Genomic DNA, 19509 nt, shown 5'->3' with positions numbered 1-19509 from the left:
CCACAAACTAATTTTGTAAAATGCATTACTCGGTGGTCATTTATGACGATAATATAAAACTTTGCCAATCGCTCACGCTGTTGCTGAACAATAGCCCAAGGTTTAAGGTAAAAGCCGGCTTTCAGCATTGCGATGATGTAGAAGATGATTTGGAAAAATATTTTCCTGATATTGTTATTATGGACATTGATATGCCCGGTATTGGCGGCATCAAAGGAGTAGAAAAAGCAAAAATATTCTTGCCGGATACCAAAATAGTGATGCACACGGTTTTTGATGACGACAGCAGGATTTTTGACAGTATCTGCGCAGGAGCCGATGGCTATTTGCTTAAAAACACTGCACCGCTCAAGCTGATACAATCCTTAGAGGAATTAATGGAAGGCGGTGCTGCAATGAGCCCTTTTATTGCCAAACGGGTTTTTACTTTTTTCAGAGAAAGTAAAAAACTGAAAAACGATTTTCACTTAACAGGCAGGGAGCAGGAAATATTGGAATGGCTGGTAAAAGGCCATTCTTACAAAATGATAGCGGCGGAGTGCGATGTAACCATTGATACTGTAAAAAAGCACTTGCAAAATATTTATCATAAGCTGCACGTAAACTGCTCTACCGAAGCCGTAGCCAAGGCGTTGATACATAAAATTGTGAAGGTAGAGTAGCATACTACCCAAATGTGTAATTGTTTGGGTGCATAATGAAAAAGACCTTTGGTGTACAAAACTTTTCATTATGAAAGCAAATCCAAAATTTCCTATACTGGTTACAGTATTTATACTGCTTGCCGCTGGATGCAAAAAAGACAAAACGCAACCATCCGTTCCACAAACATTACTTACAAAGTTCACAACCGCAACCTCTGTCAGCACCTATAGCTATGATGAGCAAAACAGGGCAACTCAAATGAGCTATAGTAACGATAACCCCGCGTTAAATTATACTGGTAATTATACTTATAATAGTTCAGGTACATTGGAGGATTTTCTGTATGATTATCCGGGTAGCGCTGTGGATTATAAATACAGTTATTTTTATAATACCAACGGGCAGCTGACAAAAATAGAAGTCTACCGTTTAGGCGATGGTATAGCAACAATGGAGTCCAAAACGGAAGCAGATTATAGTACGCCAGGTAAAGTAAGCTCCTACCTTACACTAAGTGGTGGGGAACGGAAATTGGTTACTGAATTTTATTTAAATGCAAAAGGCAATATCATCCGGCAACTTTCCTATTCTATCGAAGGGGAATTACAGGCAACAACCGAAAATGCTGATTTTGATGACAACCATGTAGCCTCCGAATCGCTTCCCAAAACTGCATATGCAAGATCAGTAAATAATTATCAAAAAGTTACCGTAAAAAATCCGGGGCATTCCCCATCTACAAATACATATACGTACGAGTACAACAGCGATGGTTACCCCACCAAACGGACTACCAGCGCAGGCGTTATTTACACCTATGAGTATATAAAAAAATAAACAGATGAAGCAGTTTGTTTCAATAATATCAGTTTGCATACTTCTCTCATTTGAAACGCAGGCACAACCACCTGCCCGTATTTCCCCTGAGTTAGCAACATTAATCAATGTACCGTTTCTGATACCCGGATCAGCACGAAGAAGTGCCCATGAATCGAGTACCATATTGCGATTCGATAAACGCATCAAGATTTCAAATACCGCTTCAGGTAGAGAAAGTGAAACTTATTTATATATCAATACACGGAACGGAAGTATTGCCACCCGTACCGGTAGAGCAGGCAAATTGGGCGATGGATCGTTCAATATAAACGATAAAAAATTCAGGCTCTCCTATTATACTCCTGCAGGCCTATACTATACCTACTACAACCGGGAAAAAAAGGGTGAATTGCTGCACTATGTTGCTACGATGAATACCGAAATGGTTGCCTATAGTACGAACCTGGTTTTTGAAAGAACCTCTGTAAACCGGGCTGGAAGCAGCAAAAATGTTTTACCCCAAAACCTCCAAGCTACACCTTACAAAGCCTCCGGTTCCTCCGCAGCACCCACAATATATTTATACGGCGGCCCTACACCCCAACAATTTCTTTTGAAACGGTTTCTGGGCTATGCCGGAATTGGCTATGTAAAAACAGATAAAGGCATTTGGATGATCGTAGAAATGTCGTCTGATGCCGGAAGTTTTAAAGCTACCGAATGGGAGGATATAGACCTGCAGTTTGACAAAACCCCTTTTATAGCTGTCGAAAACAGGATGAACGAAAAAGCTGTTACCGGTATTGATAAAAAAATAGCCGAGCTGGACGCCAAAACATATTCGGGACCCTGTGCATACTTGTATCAGGCAAAGAAAGAATGGAACAGGCAAGAACTAGAAAGACAAAAGCAGGCTCTGGCAAGGATGAATCAGGGAAATTTGATCAACGATATAAATAATTCCGGATTGGGCGCATTAATAGATTTTCAAGACCCTGAATACAGTTTGAAAGGTGCAGAAATAGAAGCAGATATTAGGATTTGCAATTCGGAAAACAGTAAAATAACCACAGAAGATGAGGCGCAAAGACAGTCAAAAACTATTGAATGCGCCAATAAAACTAAAACAGAGATACAAAAGGCAAAAAGAGAAATGATGGCCATAACAAGGCGATACCCCAATGATAAAGCAAAGGCACTCATAGAAAAAAGGAAAGTACTAACAGCATATCAAAAAGCAGCCAGAGAACTCGACTGCGACCGAAAGTAAGCCTCGGCGCCCAAAAACTCAGTACGATGAAAACAGGAATATTTTTTTTAAAAAATAAATTAATCGCTATATGCCTTTTGGGTTTGTTGTTAATTATTGCATCGTGCAAAAAAGAAAATAAAAAAACTGTAAATACAAACATTAACCAAGGCCGCCTGACCCTTGCCCCGGTTGATTTTGAAAAAGTGTCTGGATTGGTGCCGTTGGGAAATTTAAATCCTCCGGGGCATACGTTTCCTACCAAACATACCTATATTTATTTTGCCAATCCCGGTACAGAACTAAACGTATATGCACCCGGTGCAATATATATTTTTCAAATTGCCCGGTTTAGAAATACAACAACAGGCTTTAGTGACTACCGTATCGAATTTGGAAATCCTTCAGGTACTGTTTTATTTCTTGGGCATTTATCAACGCTGCATATCTCCATTCTCGAAAAAGCAAATGGTTTTAACGATGCTGTCTGTGAAACCTATTCCACAGGCGGAAGTACGGTAGAATATTGCAGAAAACCTGTATCTATAGAAGTTGATGCAGGCGATATAATAGCCACGGCAGGTGCTACCGCCCAAAGTTATAATATAGATATGGGTGCATCGGTAAACGGAACCCCTGTTTGTCCACTCGATTTTTTTGCTGCTTCCGCAAAAAACACTATGGAAGCCAAAGCGGGTAGCGTAAACGGAGATATCAGAAGAACCGAGACTCCTGTTTGCGGAGCATATAATTTAGATATTGCCGGTACACTACAGGGCAATTGGTATAAACAAGGCGCAGCCAGAGATCTGGAAGATCAACATATTGCTTTTGTAAAAGACAATATACAGCCTGATAAATTGCGTATCTCTATTGGAAACGCAGTACCAGGCATGGCAAGTGGCGTGTATGGCATCGGTATTGCCGATGTCAGTGATGGCGGTTTCGCTACCGGGCTTATTAATAGAACTTTTGCTACCGTTACGCCCGACGGGCAAACTTATTGCTACGAACCCAAAAACATTTGGGGTGGCAGCACGACCGATATCTCCATACTCGCAAAAATGGAAAATACGGCTACGCTCAGTTTTGAAAAACGGGACTGCGATTGCAGTTGTGAGCCATATAGCTTTTCATCCTCTAGAATCAGCTTTAATAAATAACCATCTTTCAAAATATACACGCATGAAACCGGCTACCATAGTTCTCTTTATTGCATTCTTAGATGCCTCCTGCGGAAATAACCATATATCGATGGAAACAAAAGAGACTTCAATTTCTGGCCACCTCACGCAAGCAAGACCGCTGCAAGATATAGCAAGCAAAACCTTATCGGGTAATTGTGCCTACGTTTTCCAGGAAATGAACCGGTTAAAGAGTGAACAAAAAAAGAAAGATGAAGAACATATCAACAAAATGGTAAAAGATAATGCGGCATCCGATGCTGACGCGATGGTACAATTACAAGTCGTTTTACTGGAGGTAGATTACAAATTATGCAAATTAGAAAGCAATAAAACTAAAACGGAATTTGATGAACAAAGACGGCAGGAACTCATGGAAAACAAACAACAAATTCAAAATAGCATAGTAGAGATTGAGGCACTGAAAGCACATCATTCCGATCCGAAAGATTCAGCACTATTGCATACAGAAATAATAAAAATATTAAGTGGCAATTTGCATTAAACTTAATCCTACAAAAATACTTTTCACCTCTAAAGAAAATAATTATGAAAAGGATATTAGCATCAACTATTTTACTTGTTTTAATTGTTAGCATCACTTCTTGTCGTAAGAAAGACCAAACATCTGACTTGCCCCAAAAGAAGGTATATCTCTCCAAAATTATTACAAGCGAAGAATCATATACCACATTTGAGTACGATGAGCAGGGACGTATGACCAAGCAATCGACCTATAACTTTGCCGGCCTTTACCTTAGCTATCTGTTCTACTACAATACCCAGGGCCAGTTAAGCTCCTGCGAACAAGATTACACCGACCCGTCACGCCCGGGCTATAAATTCATTTATTCATATAATGCAGATGGCACAATAGACAAAATGAGCCAAACTGTTGAAAGCGGAGAACTACTTTTCTCTGTTTCCTATTTAAATACTACATCGGGAATGAGCTTGATTATGAAAGATGAAGCAGGGGCTAATACTTCCAAAATAGAATATGCTTTTATACCCGGAACCAAAAACACCAAGGAGTTAAAGTACTATATATTTAACAATACAGATGAAAGCTGGCAAATGGTTTTACATCATGTATTGACATACGACACAAAAACAGCACCATACACCTTTTATCCAACAGGATTTCTTAGCCCTATTGGGTTTGATGAGTTGCATACGCTTACACCTCGTGAAAATAATATTTTGTCCATTAAGGATGAAGATATCGGAAGCACAAGCAGTTTTACTTATGAATACAACGAAGAAGGTTATCCTATCAAGGCTACATACGATAAGCCCGGGAGTGATCCTGAGACCCATACATACGAATACATTAATAAGTAAGCAGTAATATTGAAAAAAATTATATAAAAGAATAAAATTACTATAAAATGAACCGAAAATTCGTATTACTCATTTTGACGGTAGCAGTAGTCATTACATCCAACGCACAAGTTATTGACCCTGGAAAGAAGGCCAGGCAAGCAGCCGAAAACCGAGCCAACAGCAAAGTTGACCGGGGGATTGATAAAGGATTAGACAAAATAGAAGAAGGCATAGGCGGGCTTTTTAAAAAGAAGAATAAAAAGAAGAAAGACGAGCCCGCGGCAAATGATAACGCTGCAACAGAAAATACATCAGTTCCGCGAAGTGGTACAATGGGTGCGTCATCCCGGGTAAACAAGTCCTCTGATTTTGTACCGGGAACTAATATATTGTTTCAGGATGATTTTGTGTGGGACCCTGTTGGAGATTTTCCTGCTAAATGGAATACCAATGGCAGCGGCGAAGTTGTTACTATCAATGGGATGGAGGGAAAGTGGCTGGAAGTAAAGCACAACAGTATTATCATGCCCGAAATGAGCAATGCCCTGCCTGAAAATTATACCATTGAGTTTGATTTGTTTTTGCAGCAGCGTGGTTCACTATCCATTCCACGGATAGATTTTGGATTAACGCCTGTGAAAAATATTCTTCAGGAAGATTTGTATTACAAAGAGAAATTTTTTGTAACCGTTGCAAGGTATAATGAACCGGATGCCAAAACGGTGGAATATGGTTTAAGGGATATTATCGGCAATAAAAACGATTTCCCGCTAACCAGGTATGTAAACAAGGTTCTACATGTCAGCATGGCCATTAACGGCACAAGGATTCGTATTTACTTAGACGGTAATAAGCTAATAGACCTGCCACGGGCTTTAACACCTGCTATACGGGCAAACTTTTTTGTGAACAATGTGTATACCGTTCCTGCTTCGGAATTGGGATTGCTCATCAGCAATGTGCAGATAGCCGCCGCCGAAACCGACAACCGCAGCGCTCTGGCAAAACAACTGATTGAAAAAGGCGCTGTAAGCACCAATGCCATTTTATTTGATGTTAATAAAGACCTTATTAAACCCGTTTCATTTAACATAATAGGCGAGATAGGAGAGGCGATGCAGCAAAACAGCGGATTGAAAATTCTTATCATCGGGCATACTGACAGCGATGGCGATGCGGCAGCCAATAAAACCTTATCGGAAAAAAGGGCATTAGCGGTAAAAAATTACATCGTCAATAAATACAAAATAGCATTCTCCAGAATACAAACCGAGGGTAAAGGCGAAGTGCTGTCCATTGCTTCCAATACAACCGCAGAAGGCAAAGCCAAAAACAGGAGGGTGGAATTTATAAAACTTTAAAACAAATACACATGAAAAAGTAATCATTATTACTTTTTGTTGCGCCCTTATTGTTTTTTGCTTGTAAAAAAGACAAGGCGGCAGAACCAACTGTAAAGCAATTACTAACCACAGGGAAATGGTATGTTGAATCTTAATGAGAATAAGACAATTAGCCTATTATATAGAATCCTGGCCTCCGGAAGGGTCAACGTATATTCATCGGTTTTCGGGCTCTGAACGGTTTTATACATTCCAGGTTACTCCGTAGTTGTTTTATACCGTTGATATTGTAAGGCCAAGAACTTAAGTAATTAACATTAGAAGATATCCTGTATAAGAAAGATAACAGCCGGGAATTTTTGAATGGCAGGTATTGACACAGATCCGTACCGTTAAAACGAACCCGCTGAGTTTTGTGTAAACCAAAATAAAATCAGCTCCGTATGGAAATACGGCGCTGTCGTTTTTAAATGTAAACCTAAACCAATGCTGGTATAAATACCCGGCCAAGAAATCAGCCAGGTGGTTTATACGCGCACCTTCAAAGATACGACAATTATTTATTTCCTATAATTTATATTATGTTAAATAGTAAAAACGCCTAACTACCATCTCTATATTTCTGGTACCAGTCGTAGAACTGCCCCATGGTCCGTACAACAAGATAAACCCCTCCCGCGCCTTCCACGCGCAGCCCTTCTTGTTCCTGGTGCTTACTCAACCGATCGGTACCGATCTTTATTTCGATGGCAATAAAGCGACCGGCAATAACTGCGTGAATATCTGCCACGCCAAGATTTGCATTGCAGGGCGTCCAGGTCAATGTGCCGTCTACGATCCGTGGAATGCCTGTGGTGTTGATCCGGCACGCATAATGACCGTGATATTTCAGGAAATCAAGAATGCAAGCAGTTAAGCCATTTGCTGTTTTGTCGGAATATGATTTTCGTGGAACTCCAAAATTGCGACAACCTTCAAAATTATTTTCCATATAGGCAGTCCTGGCATCTTTTAGTGCTTGCTTCCAATTCATAGGTACTGAAAATTTTGTTAGCTCAAACAAAGCTAATCAAAACTCTGCTTAACTCAGGATAAAATAAAACCCCCGGTATATTGAATATACAACATACCGGGGATTTACTATAGTATATGGGCAATGGAGGACGAACTCCTACCCATCGTCCACAAACAAATTTGTAATATATGGAAACTTATTCCCGCACCACCTGGATGGTCTTTGATACCCGCTGAGCACCATCTTTATCTACCTGTACCAAACGTGCGAACAGCGCACCGGTTTCAGCGCTTTTAACGATCCCGGTTTTATGGCAGGCAAAACTTAAAATGCAAACCAGGAACGCAGCTACTGCCGGTTCCCGCCTGCGACGCTTGTATGCCATTGTACCCAATAATAAAAATCCGGCGCTTAAACCGAGCATGGTTAGCGGAATCGTAATGGCATATTCCAGTACGGTATGGCTGTTGCCTGTAGTCGCTTTGCTTTGGACGGTTTGCACGGTCTCCCAGTTTGCTCCGTCAGCAGAAACCTGTACTAAAAAATGATCACTATTGATTTCCGTTTCTGTGTTCCAGTTAAATAATAATTGTCCGTTTTTAAGCGTGGCGCGGAAACTGCCAAAGGATACCGGAAGAACGGTCTGTAATTCAAAGGCGCCCCTGTCAATGGCATTGCCCGCCACACGCGGGTTACCGGCAAGGTCAACCATTGTTCCGGTGATATTAGCAGCATTCCATAACGGCGTGTTGCCGGTATTAATAGCCGGGCTTGCTGCCATTAATGTATAGTTGCCGCTGCCGGCATTGGTAAAAAGCGGGTTGGCATTGGAATTGCCCGTGCCTGCTGCTACGCTGTTGCCTTGTACTATGCTGTAGGTGATTATAAAAGGCAGGTCTCCCGTATTCTCAATCATGCTGACCGCATTGGGTGTGCTGTTCCAAAGTATACTATTGACCAATACCGGGTTTCTGACGGACTGCCCGGAAATGTATGCAGCCTCACTACAGATGGCGTTACCTGCAGTTGTGGCCGTATTATCCGCAAAGGTGGTATTGATCACTACCAGTGAATCGTCGCGGCTGTAGATAGCACCACCCAGTTTTGACGTATTCCCCGTAAAAAGGGAACCGGCAACCACCGGGTCTTCGTAAGGACTTGTAAAATACAATCCGCCGCCGCGCTCCACCGCCGTATTATTGCGAACCTCAGTATTCGTAAATACCGGGGTTCCAAAAATATACCCCCCTCCGGCATACGCTGCCGTATTTCCGCTGATCTCCATATTGCTGAGCCGTAAAGAATGATTGCCCGATAAAAGCGAGCCGGCCCCCGTATTTCTGATGTAGGTGATATCATTCCCTGGTATACGTACCAGAGGTGTCTGATGGGTGGCATTGGCATTGCCGCCGGTTATTTTTAACCCATCCAGATGCACGTTACCCCCTCCCATACTGATGAGCACATGGTAAACATTATCTGCGGCATCGTTTGGAGCGCCAATATCACCGCTCAGCGTGGTACTATAGGTTTTCCAGTTACGCTGGCCCATACCGGGGTTTCCGGTAGATGGAAACCCGCCATACAGATGTACACGATTCATTATTACAAAGGCATTGTCCCGGCCCCCATCATTCTGGTAACGGCCGTTATCGGCGTCATACAAAGGCTTATAGGTTCCTTCGGCAATATATATCCGTAATGAATCGCCCGCAAGCCAGTTGTTATTGGCATCATACTGTGCTCTTGTCCATTTGAGTGCATCCGCAAGTTCCGGAATGGCATTGGCCCAGGAAGATCCATTGCCGTTTCCGCCGGATACGGCTTTATTCACATAGAGTATACGATCTGCTGTGGGGGTTATCTGCGCCGGGAGGATGCCCGCCAGGCACAGGCTTAGGAGTAATAACAGGTACTTTTTTTTCATTTTTGCGTTTATGGGTTACGGTGGAATTATTAATAGTGATCGACTGCGCCAAAGTATTGCGAACAGCGGCCCTACCGGTACCTGCAGTTAAAATTAAAAGCAATGGAGCGTTGGACTACTGTACAGGAAGAGCTATATAATATTATAGGGCATCGTACTTAGCGGATCATTTTTTCATACAGGTTTTTATTGTTAGGGCTGTTGCATTCATGGAAATTTGAAAGAGGTTCACGAATAGACTTAAAGTATTGTTTTGAATAGTTTAAAAACGAGAGACGCAAGATAAGAAAAATTGCCCGTAACGTGGTACTCCGGGTTACAAAGATGAACGGTGCGCTGCACCTGCCCGGTCCCCCGCGGGCCTGTTCAAGTGTTTACTCCATTCGTAATGCTTTAACAGGGTTGGCTACCGCTGCCTTTATAGCCTGGTAGCCCACTGTACACCAGGCAATTGTTTCAGCAAGCAGAATGGTTGATACGAATATTCCAACGCCAACATCCACCCGGTATGCAAAGTTTTGCAACCACCGGTGCATTATGTAATAAGCGATCGGGCTTGCGATCAGAAAGGCAATGCCGATGAGCAGTATGAATTCCTTTGAAAATAAATAAAGGATACTGCTTACCGGGGCACCCAGTACTTTCCGGATGCCTACTTCTTTGGTGCGCTGTACGGCCATAAAGGAAACAAAACCATACAGGCCCAAACAGGAAATAAAGATGGCAATACCCGCAAATATCTTGTACAATTGAGAAAGCTGTTTTTCCTGCTGATAAAAGCCGGCGATCTTTTCGTCAAGGAACTGGTATTCGTACACAAAATCAGGATAGGTCCTGCTCCAGATCCGTTCTATTGCTGAGAGCGTTTGTTTTACATGCTGTGGTTGTATTTTGATGTTGATGAGCCGGTAGAACATTTTGTTTGAACTCAGCACCGTCGGCTTCATTTCCTCCTTCAGCGAGGATCCGTTAAAATCTTTTACCACGCCCACAACCGGGGCATTTATTTTTCCATCCCAGAAACTTATTTTTTTCCCAAGAATGTTTCCGGGATCTTTAAATCCTAATTTTTTTGTCATCATTTCGTTCACCACAAACCCGTTTACGGTGTCGGCCGAATTGTAGGGCCTGCCCGCGATAAACTGCATATCATAGGTTTTAAAATAATCGGCATCGGCCCATTTAAAGTCGGTCTTAAAGCCGGCTTTTTTGGCGGCATTGTCAAATTTAAAATCATCGTCCCAGCCCGCCCGGTCCATCGGACTGAATGCGCTCAGGCTTACTTCCTTCACGCCTGCCTGTTGCAGCAATTGCAGTTTTAAAGCATCTTTAGATGGCCGCGTTGTATCGTTGGCCATAGGTACCGTTACAATGGCATCCTTATTAAAACCCAGATCTGCATTTTGAAAAAAATCCATTTGGCGGACCACGACCAATGTTCCGATGATCAAAATTTGTGCAACGGCAAACTGGAACACTACCAGTACTTTCCGTATGGAGAAGCCACCCGCTGTTTTGCTGGTAAACTTATTTTTAAGAACGGTAATGGGATTAAATCCTGACAAAACGATGGCCGGATAAATGCCGGATAATAAGGTTACACTGATGGTGAGACTGATTAGAAAAAACAAGAGCGAAAAACTGAATTTTATTTTCACGGATGTTTGTAACAGCTGATTCAGCATTGGTAATGCGATCAATGCGATCCCAATGGCTATCATTACCGAAGCGAGCGTAATGATGAAGGTCTCACTTAAAAACTGGGTCATCAGCTGCATCTTACTGCTGCCTAAAACTTTCCGGATGCCTACTTCTTTTGAGCGGTTCACAGCCTGCGCCGTAGCGAGATTTATAAAATTGATGCAGGCAATCAGTAAAAGAAACACGCCGATCAGGCTTAACGCGGTGATCAGTTCTTTGCTGAAGGTTTTTCTGCTAAAGGTCCCAAATGCCTTTTCATAGTGTATATGGCTTAACGGTTGTAACAGATAGCCCTGGTTGGCATATTCCGCCGGTGTACGCTTTTTCACCAGCGTTTTGAGGTCGTTCTCGAACTGCTGCGCCGGCTCGTTTTCCGGAAGCACTACAAAAGTGTTTAAAGACCCATCCTGGGCCGCCCACTCGGTTGAAATGTCCTCCTGTGCGGAAGTCTTAAAGGAAAACACCACCTGCAGGGGAAAGTCGGTATTCGCCGGCGCATTTTGAAGAATGCCGGTTATTTTGCAAACATGGCCATTATCATATTTGATCAATTTACCGATGGCGGTATGCCAGTCTCCAAAATATTTTTCGGCGGTCTTCTGCGTAAGCACCGCTGTATTTATTGCGGATAAAGCTGTTTTGGGGTCGCCCGCCAGGAAAGGAAAATTGAAGATGTCGAAAAACTCCGGCTCTGCATAAAATACATCCTGTTTAAATTTTTTTTGCGGCGCATTTGGGTTGTTAGTTAACAGGGTGATCAGCTTCTCTTTCCGCGCATAGATGCGGGCAACCTGTTCCGGTTGTGGATGACCCATTCGTAATGCTTCTGCCAAGGGAAAGGCACTCCCCTGCGAATAATGCATTCCCTCCGGGGTTTTGTTTGCTGCTACGATCCTGTAAATGCGTTCTTTGTTTTTATGAAAATTATCAAAACCGGTTTCATATCGGATCAATAAGAAAACGAGCAGGCAGGCGGCAATGCCTACCGCTAATCCAATGGTATTAATGGCAACGTAGGCTTTATGGCGGCGTAAGTTCTGCCAGGCTGTTTTTATATATTTTTTTGACATAGCGGGCGTATGATTAAGCGTTGAGCAAGAATAACCAGCCAAAATCTTCAAGAAAAATGCCATTTACTTAGGCGCTTGAAACGCAACAAGATGCGTTTCTGCAGAGGATAAAAATGTTCGTTTTTGATACAGTGATTGTTCATTTATACGACAAAGGGCCACTTCCGCCCGTGATAACTTCCCTCATATTGGTGTTGCGGGGTCGCTGGCCGGGAGTATCGGGCCCGTTGCCGCAAAAGACCTGTTTATTGCCGCTATCGGATATTTACAAAATCAATTTATTGCTGCATTTTTGTAATAAGAATAAAATTTACTAAAATGGCTCCTCTTCAAAAGTTAAAATTCAGCACTACATTGCTGCAGTCTGGCAAAACGGCCACTGGTATCGTCATTCCGGATCAGGTCATCGAAAAATTAAATGCGGGTAAAAAACCAGCCGTTAAAGTTACGATCAATGGGTTTACTTACCGGAGCACAGTGGCGGTAATGGGCGGCGCTTTTATGGTGGGTGTAAGCGCAGAGAACCGTGCCGGTGCAAAAGTGAACGGAGGTGATCTGATCGATGTGACCATTGAATTGGACACGGCGCCTCGTGAAGTGGAAATACCTGCAGAGTTTAAAAAAGCGCTGGACAAAAATGCAAAAGCAAAAAAGGTATTTGAAACATTGTCCAATAGCAGGAAAAAAGCGCTCACGCTGCCTATTGCCAATGCAAAAGCTGCGGAAACAAAACAACGAAATATCACTAAAGCGATCGATGCTTTGACGGGCGACGGCAAATAACGGTACCAACATCCGGGAAACAGCCCCTGCTCCCGCCCCTACTTGATAAGACATCAAGGCGATTGTTGAGCAACTGCGGGTGCATGGCACCGCCGCCCCTTTTTTTGATCCTGGATACAGAGGGGCAGCATAAGAATTTTTCGGTTTGTGCTTTCTGTTCGTCAAAGCCTGCAGCATATCCCTACCCCTACCGCCTTGAAAGTTGTTTTGCCTGCTGTAGCAGCAGGGGAAATGCCGGTTGTGCCATGCCCCCATGATCGTAGCCCTGAAGCTCATAAAGCTTTGCTTCTTTATTGCCGGTCAGTTTCAGCATCCGCAGCAGGTAGGCATTTTCTTCATATCGTCCATAGAGCTCTTTTTCGCGGTCGCCGGTAATGAGCAGCACGGCGGGTATCAGCTTTCGCACATGATACAGCGGTGCCAAAGAATCGATCGCGGGTTGCAATGGGTTTACCCCGCGTTCCTCCCTTACGGTAAAATGCGTAATGCATTGTGCACTGAAGGGCACAATGCCCAGGATGCTGTCTGCATCAATGTTATAGCGTTGCAAATACTTTTTGTCGAGGGTCAGCATCAGGTCCAGGTACCCTCCGGCGGAGTGCCCGGATAAAATGATCCGGGAGCGGCTGCCACCGTATTGCGCAATGTGCCGGAAGGTCCAGGCCACCGCGGCGGCAGCATCTTCAATGTATTGCGGCGCTTTTACTTTGGGCGAAAACCGGTAGCCCACGCCTACAACAATATAGCCCTTATCCATCAGCGCCCGGGGGATTTCCTTTTTTCCTGCCTTAAGCCCTCCTCCATGAAACCAGATAATGGTGGTTGCATTTTTTTGCTCCCTGGGATAATATACATCCAGCCGGCACTGGCTTTCCTTATAGGCATCCGGTTGTGCCGGTGCCGGATAATAAGGGATGTCTTTTACCAGGCCATAGCTATCTTGCTGTGCATTTGCAAGCAATCCGCTGCACCAGAGGATCAATACCAGGAACTGTTTCATATCCGCCTTTTTACAATGGTTCTTGAAGGCCAAGATACAGCATTCTACCCGATTGGCATGATCAATGTCAAGGTTCCCCGCCTGCGGCCTTCATCCGTCACTGAAAGGCCTACATGATTACACGGCAGGCTCCCACCCTTTTTCATAGGTACGGCCCCATAATTTTTCCGCAGCAGCATTATTGAGAATGTGCCCGTTCTGTGGATTGGTGTTCAATACGCCGGATGTACGCTGAGCAATATTACCCAGCTGTACCAGCAACGTGCTGATATAACCGCTTTCGATATCGGAGTTCAATGCTGTGCCTTTTTTAATACCGTCAAACAGGTTCTGCACATGCAGCCCGTCTAAAATGCCGGCCGGGTTGGAAGTGTCCGTAGCATTGACGGTCACCTTGCTTTTCACATCCTTTACCCGCTTGTTATCCAGGCTGTAGACCTGGTAGCCGTCATCGCTGTTGATTTGGAGAGTTCCTTTTTCTCCAAAGAATACCACGCCTACGGAAGAACCTTCCGAGTGGCGGCCATTGGCGCTGCGCCCCTCCCAGGTAATGGCGCATTTATTGCCAAACTCCAGGCCGATGGTTTGTGTATCGGGGGTTTGCCAGTCGTCTGTAAAGAAATAGCGCCCGCCGGTTGAAGTAACCTTGGTCGGATAGTCGACCTGCAATCCCCAGCGCGCAAGGTCTACCATATGTGTACCATTGTTGAGGGCCTCGCCGGTACCCCAGTGCCAGAACCAATGCCAGTTGTAATGGATGCGGTTGTCTATATAGGGTTTGCGGGGAGCCGGTCCCTGCCAGAGATCATAGTTCAGCCATTCAGGTACCGGAGCCGGCTTACCGGTGCCAATGGGTTTGCGGCTGTTGGCATACCAGGTACGCGCAAAATATGTTTTGCCGATGATGCCGCTGTGCAGTTCACGGATGGCTTCCATAACATTGGGCCATGACCGGCGCTGGTTGCCCATCTGGATGAGGCGTTTGTGCTTTTTTACCGATGCGATCAGCATTTCCCCTTCTTTGGGGTTATGACTACAGGGTTTTTCGAGATACACGTGCTTGCCTGCCTGCAATGCCAGCAAGGCGGCAGGGGCATGCCAGTGATCGGGAGTGGCGATCACCATCACATCTACATCCTGCTGCTCCAATACCTTCCGGAAATCCGGCTGTGCCCGGGGGGCGGCAGACTGTAATCTGGCTACCTTATCCACGCACCGGGCCAGAGCGCGGCTATCGGTATCCGATATATAATTGATCTGGCATTGTTTAAGTGCTGCAAAAGTTCCGGCCAGCGCGGAGCCCCTGTTGTTGACCCCTACCATACCTACCAGGATCCGTTCATTGGCACCGGCAATGTTGCGGTAGCTGCGGGCGCTGAACCCGGGCAGCACGCCGCCCACAGTGAGCGCTGCGGCGCTGAATGTTGAGGCTTTAATAAAATTTCTGCGTGAGGTTTTTTTTATCATGGTCATGTTCTTTATCGGGTTTTATAGTTGGCTTTTTTATAAACGGATTCCAGTGTAACCGGCGCGCCGTTTTTCCGTTTGCTTTCATCAGCGGCTTCCATAAAAGCCAGGATGTCCAGCGTATCGCGGGAGGCCACCGGCGATTGCCTCGTTTCAAAAAAACGGATGATCTCTTTTAACAACGGGTCATATCCTTTGAACCGGCCCAGCATTGCCGTCTTTTTCTCTGTAAAAACCGTTCCGCCATAATCCGGATTTCCGCTCCGCGTTCCCCTGAAGCTGCCAACGCGCCCGTCGTTCCAGGTGCCTACCACCACGTCGGTTTCCGGTGTATGTGCTCTTACTACGGATTGGCAACCGGGGCCCATCGCGGTAAAAAGGATCTCCACGCCGTGTATGCCATACCAGAACAGATCCGGATGCGTTTTTTCCAGGGTTGCCGGGCTGTATGTTTGTGCGCCGGTCACCTTGCCGTAATCGCCCCTGAGGATCTCATCCATGCCGGTTATGTACCGGAGCGAAGAACTGGAAAATACGGGAGCGCCGTATTGCTCCGCGGCTTTAAAAATAGCAACGGCATCTTTCAGGGAAGCGGTCATGGGTTTATCTATAAAAAGCGGTTTGCCCGCTTGCAGCACGGGCAATGCCTGCTCCAGGTGCAGCCGCCCGTCATTGGTTTCCAGGCAGACGACATCTGTCTTTGACAAAAGATCAGTAATGGATGTGGTAATGGCAACTCCGTATTTCTGAACTTCGGTTGTATAGCCGGGTATGCGTTTTATACTGCTGGGAATGTCTTTGCTTCCCCGGGGATAGGCCGCCGCAACCCGGTAGCCTTTAAAGGCCGGATCCGGATCATTCCCGTTCAGCGATTTTACGAAAGCCACTGCATGCGACGTGTCCAGCCCGATGATCCCGATCCGCTTGCCATCCAATAAAGGTTGGTGCTGCATTGCAGTGGCATGGCCCGGAATACCCAGCCCGATACCGGCAAGCGCAGAAAGACGCAGAAATTGTTTCCGGTCCATCGTTTGTTGTTTGAGCATTTTATCGTTTGTTTAAGATCCTTTTATATGGCCGAGTACTCCGGTTGCCAGCGCTGCAACTGGCCTGTTTCCGCCGCAATATTGCCCATATGCACGGCGATGGCCACATCTTTTCCTGTATGAACATTGCTGGCCACCGGTGTTCCATTGATAATGGAGTCGGCAAACCCGCTCAGGGCAAAAAAAGTAGGTTCTATTTTTTTCTCGTCCTTATATACATAAATTCCCTTGCCCTGCTGAAGCGCCTCTTTGGTAGCACCGGTAACCCCATCTACAGTGGCATAGGTCCGTACCCGGTTTTCTGTATAGAACATAGCGGTATCCCGACCCAGCTCAAAAGTGCCTTTGGAACCAAAGATGCGCAAACGGTATCCTACAAATTCATTGCTCAGGACCGACCCTACAAGCGAGCGCACCCCGTTGGGATAGGCGTAGACGGCCTGAATATTATCATAGGTAGTGCGGCCATCCTTCCAGAAATTAATGCCCCCCATGGCCACCACGCTCTCCGGGGCAGCGCCGGTGAGCAGGTTCACCAGATCGATCTGGTGGGCCGCCAGTTCGGCAAGCAACCCGCCGGAATACTCTTTATACATCCGCCAGTTCACGGCTTTTTCACTGCGGCCGCCTTCCACCGGCCGGCGCCAGTTGTTGTTGCGGTTATACTGCGATTCAAAATGGGTTACGGTACCGATCATACCTTCGGCCAGCAGCTTTTTGATCTTCGGGTACATTTCATAATAACGGTACTGATGCCCTACCTGCAATACCTGACGGGGATGCTGTTTCATAATGCGCGCCAGCGACAATGCCTGTTCAATATTGTAGGTCATGGTCTTTTCTACATAGACGTGCTTGCCGGCGCTGATGGCATCCATTGCCATGGAATGGTGCAGGTACAGGGGTGTGGCAATGATGACGGCTTCTATATTCTTGTCGTCCAGCAATGCTTTGTGGTCCTTATAAGAGCGGGCACCGGGTACTGCCCGTTTCATACCCGCCTGCAAATGGGCTTCATCAATATCGCAGCAGGCCACCAGTTGGGCGGTCTTTATTTTTTGAAGTGTGCCCGCAAGTCCGAGCCCTCTTTGCCCTACCCCTATCAATCCTATCCGTACCCCCTCTTTACCCAACCGGGGGGCAAATGCAGCGGCTCCCATAGAGTAGCCCGCAACGGCTACCGAACTTTGTTTCAAAAAATCGCGGCGTGAAAATCGTTTACTCATTTTATCTGTTTTACATATCTGTCTGGTTGAAAAATTCCGGATGCTTAGCGGGCACCTGTACGGTAGCGGCCATTACTGCAATACAATCGTTCAATATCCGGGGCACTCCTAAAGGTATCGAATTGCCGGACCACCTCCGCTATTATTTCCGGTTACGTTACCGAAAATATTGAAAAATAAAATGAAAAACAAAACTTGTACTCCTGAGGGCTCTGTAGCGGCGGCGGGAGAAGGGGCGCTTGTGCCGGGAACACCGCATCCGTACTGCATTTTTGACTACCGGCCGGTTATGGGATGATCTTTATTTTTATCCGGTAATAACTGAAATTTCTACCGGATTTGTCATAGTCGCTGTGCACCATATTGGTCGCGTAATAGTACAGCCAGTAAGTATGTTTTCCTGCCGGTATGAGGCCGGGGCATACGATCGCCCAATTGTTCTTTTCTTTTTCCAGCAGCTGACCGGTCAGGTCCAGACTGGTAAAAAAAGGGCGTTCCCGGTACGTATATAAAACACCGATGCGTACTTTATTGGTAGCTTCATTAAAAAAGGTTGGAAAAAGCAGGTCCAGATCGGAAGTAATATTACTGGCCGCGGGGTTATAGAGATGCGGAAAATCACTGTTGGGATCCGCCGTAAAAATATTCACCGGTTCTTCGATCACATTCCAGTCCTGGTCGGTGACTGCGCGGCCAATGGTCCGGTAACGTCTATTCTTCACCGTGGTCCAATAGCGTAGATAGATATAGAACCGGTTGTCCTTTTGTATTACGGAGAATTGCGAATCGTGCTTGCGGTTCCACAATACCTTCCGGTGCTGCCAATGGATCCCGTCCGCAGACTCCTCAACATATGTTTTCTCTTTATTGTCGTCTTCGGGGTCTCTTGCCGTGTAAATCATTTTGTAGGGATGAGCTGTGCCCGGAACAATGAAAACATCCTGCTCCACGATGCCGTCTCTTTGCGGATGACCGGTGCCCCGCAGTATGTTTTTAGCACTTCCGGGCAGCCGCTTTTGCCAGTTGCGGCCATCCTTTGATTCGGCATATAAAAGATAGCCGGAATAATCATCCTTACGATGAACGTCCCAGCCGGAATACCACATTTGCCAATGACCCCGGGAGGGCTTCAATACTTTAAAATATCCCATCATCTGCTGCTCCCAGGGAAAGGTTTGCCGCAGGACCACTTCCCTGCTTTGAGCGATCACCCTTATTTTAAAGGGCGGCTTCGGCTGCCCTACGGTTACCCGTGGCCGCACGGCACAGCCGGTAACCAGGAATATTACGGTAAAGGTTATCAGGCAGGAAAATGGACGACAAAACATATTGTTGATTTTATACAGACCCGCTATTTGCCGGCACAACCATTGGTACCGATCTGCCGGCTACCGGGCAGGTGCGAAGAACCGGGCATAGCAATCGTTACCGCAATATAAGATACCTCTGCGATATATGGTCATCTTTTGGTTTTCCGGGTCCATAAGATCTTTCTGACTGGAGAAAATCCAAACAACCAGGCGCCCCCCCTCTTTATGAAAAAGCCCGTAGCCAGGCCGGGTACGGGCTTCTTATACCGATTGGATATCCGTAGCAGACCCGTTCGATTGGCCTAAACGGCTATCACATCGGCATTATACGGAAACGTATCGGCCTAAATTATAATTCACTTTCGTATAAACTGCGCCGGGTATAGCTTTTACGACCA

At 45.5% G+C, this 19509-nt stretch carries 16 protein-coding genes; 8 read left to right on the top strand and 8 right to left on the bottom strand.

The window, feature by feature from the left end; all coding sequences use genetic code 11:
- Positions 1-20 precede the first annotated feature (20 nt).
- The 7 genes from B160_RS0111850 to B160_RS0111820 all read left to right on the top strand — a co-directional run bounded on the left by B160_RS0111850 (position 21) and on the right by B160_RS0111820 (position 6584).
- A complete protein-coding gene (locus B160_RS0111850) occupies positions 21-662 on the top strand; it encodes a response regulator (RefSeq protein ID WP_018628134.1) in 642 nt (213 codons plus the stop codon).
- Between the two features lie 70 nt (positions 663-732).
- A complete protein-coding gene (locus tag B160_RS0111845) occupies positions 733-1482 on the top strand; it encodes a hypothetical protein (protein ID WP_018628133.1) in 750 nt (249 codons plus the stop codon).
- 4 nt (positions 1483-1486) lie between these two features.
- Positions 1487-2734, top strand: coding sequence for a hypothetical protein (locus tag B160_RS0111840; RefSeq protein WP_157558023.1), 1248 nt, complete (start codon positions 1487-1489; stop codon positions 2732-2734).
- A 26-nt stretch (positions 2735-2760) separates the two neighbouring features.
- The gene (locus B160_RS0111835; protein WP_018628131.1) at positions 2761-3876 is read left to right on the top strand and encodes a hypothetical protein; all 1116 of its coding nucleotides are present in this window, start codon (positions 2761-2763) and stop codon (positions 3874-3876) included.
- 22 nt (positions 3877-3898) lie between these two features.
- The gene (locus B160_RS0111830; protein WP_018628130.1) at positions 3899-4402 is read left to right on the top strand and encodes a hypothetical protein; all 504 of its coding nucleotides are present in this window, start codon (positions 3899-3901) and stop codon (positions 4400-4402) included.
- 44 nt (positions 4403-4446) lie between these two features.
- Positions 4447-5241, top strand: a complete 795-nt coding sequence (locus B160_RS0111825; RefSeq protein ID WP_157558022.1) for a hypothetical protein — start codon at positions 4447-4449, stop codon at positions 5239-5241.
- Between the two features lie 47 nt (positions 5242-5288).
- Positions 5289-6584, top strand: coding sequence for an OmpA family protein (locus tag B160_RS0111820; protein WP_018628128.1), 1296 nt, complete (start codon positions 5289-5291; stop codon positions 6582-6584).
- 583 nt (positions 6585-7167) lie between these two features.
- On the opposite strand, the gene B160_RS0111815 is transcribed toward B160_RS0111820, so the two are convergent.
- From B160_RS0111815 to B160_RS0111805, 3 genes are all read right to left on the bottom strand, one after another.
- Positions 7168-7599 carry a hypothetical protein gene (locus tag B160_RS0111815; protein ID WP_018628126.1) on the bottom strand — a complete coding sequence of 144 codons (432 nt, stop codon included), beginning with the start codon at positions 7597-7599 and terminating at the stop codon, positions 7168-7170.
- A 178-nt stretch (positions 7600-7777) separates the two neighbouring features.
- On the bottom strand, positions 7778-9508 hold the full coding sequence (locus B160_RS0111810) for a choice-of-anchor Q domain-containing protein (RefSeq protein WP_018628124.1): 1731 nt from the start codon (positions 9506-9508) through the stop codon (positions 7778-7780).
- A 374-nt stretch (positions 9509-9882) separates the two neighbouring features.
- Positions 9883-12279, bottom strand: a complete 2397-nt coding sequence (locus B160_RS0111805; protein WP_026309717.1) for an ABC transporter permease — start codon at positions 12277-12279, stop codon at positions 9883-9885.
- Positions 12280-12597: 318 nt separating this feature from the next.
- On the opposite strand from B160_RS0111805, the gene B160_RS0111800 reads away from it, so the two are divergent.
- Complete coding sequence (locus B160_RS0111800; RefSeq protein WP_018628122.1) at positions 12598-13062, top strand: YdeI/OmpD-associated family protein; 465 nt, start codon at positions 12598-12600, stop codon at positions 13060-13062.
- Between the two features lie 187 nt (positions 13063-13249).
- On the opposite strand, the gene B160_RS0111795 is transcribed toward B160_RS0111800, so the two are convergent.
- The 5 genes from B160_RS0111795 to B160_RS0111765 all read right to left on the bottom strand — a co-directional run bounded on the left by B160_RS0111795 (position 13250) and on the right by B160_RS0111765 (position 19129).
- Positions 13250-14062, bottom strand: coding sequence for an alpha/beta hydrolase (locus B160_RS0111795; protein ID WP_018628121.1), 813 nt, complete (start codon positions 14060-14062; stop codon positions 13250-13252).
- Positions 14063-14179: 117 nt separating this feature from the next.
- Complete coding sequence (locus B160_RS0111790; RefSeq protein WP_018628120.1) at positions 14180-15535, bottom strand: Gfo/Idh/MocA family protein; 1356 nt, start codon at positions 15533-15535, stop codon at positions 14180-14182.
- 5 nt (positions 15536-15540) lie between these two features.
- Positions 15541-16575: a Gfo/Idh/MocA family protein gene (locus tag B160_RS0111785; RefSeq protein ID WP_026309716.1), complete on the bottom strand. Its 1035-nt coding sequence runs from the start codon at positions 16573-16575 to the stop codon at positions 15541-15543.
- 23 nt (positions 16576-16598) lie between these two features.
- On the bottom strand, positions 16599-17801 hold the full coding sequence (locus tag B160_RS0111780; RefSeq protein WP_040679794.1) for a Gfo/Idh/MocA family protein: 1203 nt from the start codon (positions 17799-17801) through the stop codon (positions 16599-16601).
- Between the two features lie 287 nt (positions 17802-18088).
- Complete coding sequence (locus B160_RS0111765; RefSeq protein WP_018628115.1) at positions 18089-19129, bottom strand: hypothetical protein; 1041 nt, start codon at positions 19127-19129, stop codon at positions 18089-18091.
- Positions 19130-19509: the final 380 nt, after the last annotated feature.

The sequence above is a fragment of the Niabella aurantiaca DSM 17617 genome, assembly GCF_000374125.1.
Lineage (GTDB): Bacteria > Bacteroidota > Bacteroidia > Chitinophagales > Chitinophagaceae > Niabella > Niabella aurantiaca.
Note: the sequence above shows the minus strand (reverse complement) of the source record. Positions and strands in the feature narration are given on the sequence as shown.

What these genes read in the sequence shown, in the direction of transcription:
- B160_RS0111840 (WP_157558023.1), top strand. Translation starts at nt 1,487, where the DNA reads ATGAAGCAGTTTGTTTCAATAATATCAGTTTGCATACTTCTCTCATTT.
- B160_RS0111845 (WP_018628133.1), top strand. Translation starts at nt 733, where the DNA reads ATGAAAGCAAATCCAAAATTTCCTATACTGGTTACAGTATTTATACTG.
- B160_RS0111805 (WP_026309717.1), bottom strand. Translation starts at nt 12,279, where the DNA reads ATGTCAAAAAAATATATAAAAACAGCCTGGCAGAACTTACGCCGCCAT.
- B160_RS0111820 (WP_018628128.1), top strand. Translation starts at nt 5,289, where the DNA reads ATGAACCGAAAATTCGTATTACTCATTTTGACGGTAGCAGTAGTCATT.
- B160_RS0111815 (WP_018628126.1), bottom strand. Translation starts at nt 7,599, where the DNA reads ATGAATTGGAAGCAAGCACTAAAAGATGCCAGGACTGCCTATATGGAA.
- B160_RS0111810 (WP_018628124.1), bottom strand. Translation starts at nt 9,508, where the DNA reads ATGAAAAAAAAGTACCTGTTATTACTCCTAAGCCTGTGCCTGGCGGGC.
- B160_RS0111780 (WP_040679794.1), bottom strand. Translation starts at nt 17,801, where the DNA reads ATGAGTAAACGATTTTCACGCCGCGATTTTTTGAAACAAAGTTCGGTA.
- B160_RS0111850 (WP_018628134.1), top strand. Translation starts at nt 21, where the DNA reads ATGCATTACTCGGTGGTCATTTATGACGATAATATAAAACTTTGCCAA.
- B160_RS0111765 (WP_018628115.1), bottom strand. Translation starts at nt 19,129, where the DNA reads ATGTTTTGTCGTCCATTTTCCTGCCTGATAACCTTTACCGTAATATTC.
- B160_RS0111835 (WP_018628131.1), top strand. Translation starts at nt 2,761, where the DNA reads ATGAAAACAGGAATATTTTTTTTAAAAAATAAATTAATCGCTATATGC.
- B160_RS0111825 (WP_157558022.1), top strand. Translation starts at nt 4,447, where the DNA reads ATGAAAAGGATATTAGCATCAACTATTTTACTTGTTTTAATTGTTAGC.
- B160_RS0111790 (WP_018628120.1), bottom strand. Translation starts at nt 15,535, where the DNA reads ATGACCATGATAAAAAAAACCTCACGCAGAAATTTTATTAAAGCCTCA.
- B160_RS0111830 (WP_018628130.1), top strand. Translation starts at nt 3,899, where the DNA reads ATGAAACCGGCTACCATAGTTCTCTTTATTGCATTCTTAGATGCCTCC.
- B160_RS0111785 (WP_026309716.1), bottom strand. Translation starts at nt 16,575, where the DNA reads ATGCTCAAACAACAAACGATGGACCGGAAACAATTTCTGCGTCTTTCT.
- B160_RS0111795 (WP_018628121.1), bottom strand. Translation starts at nt 14,062, where the DNA reads ATGAAACAGTTCCTGGTATTGATCCTCTGGTGCAGCGGATTGCTTGCA.
- B160_RS0111800 (WP_018628122.1), top strand. Translation starts at nt 12,598, where the DNA reads ATGGCTCCTCTTCAAAAGTTAAAATTCAGCACTACATTGCTGCAGTCT.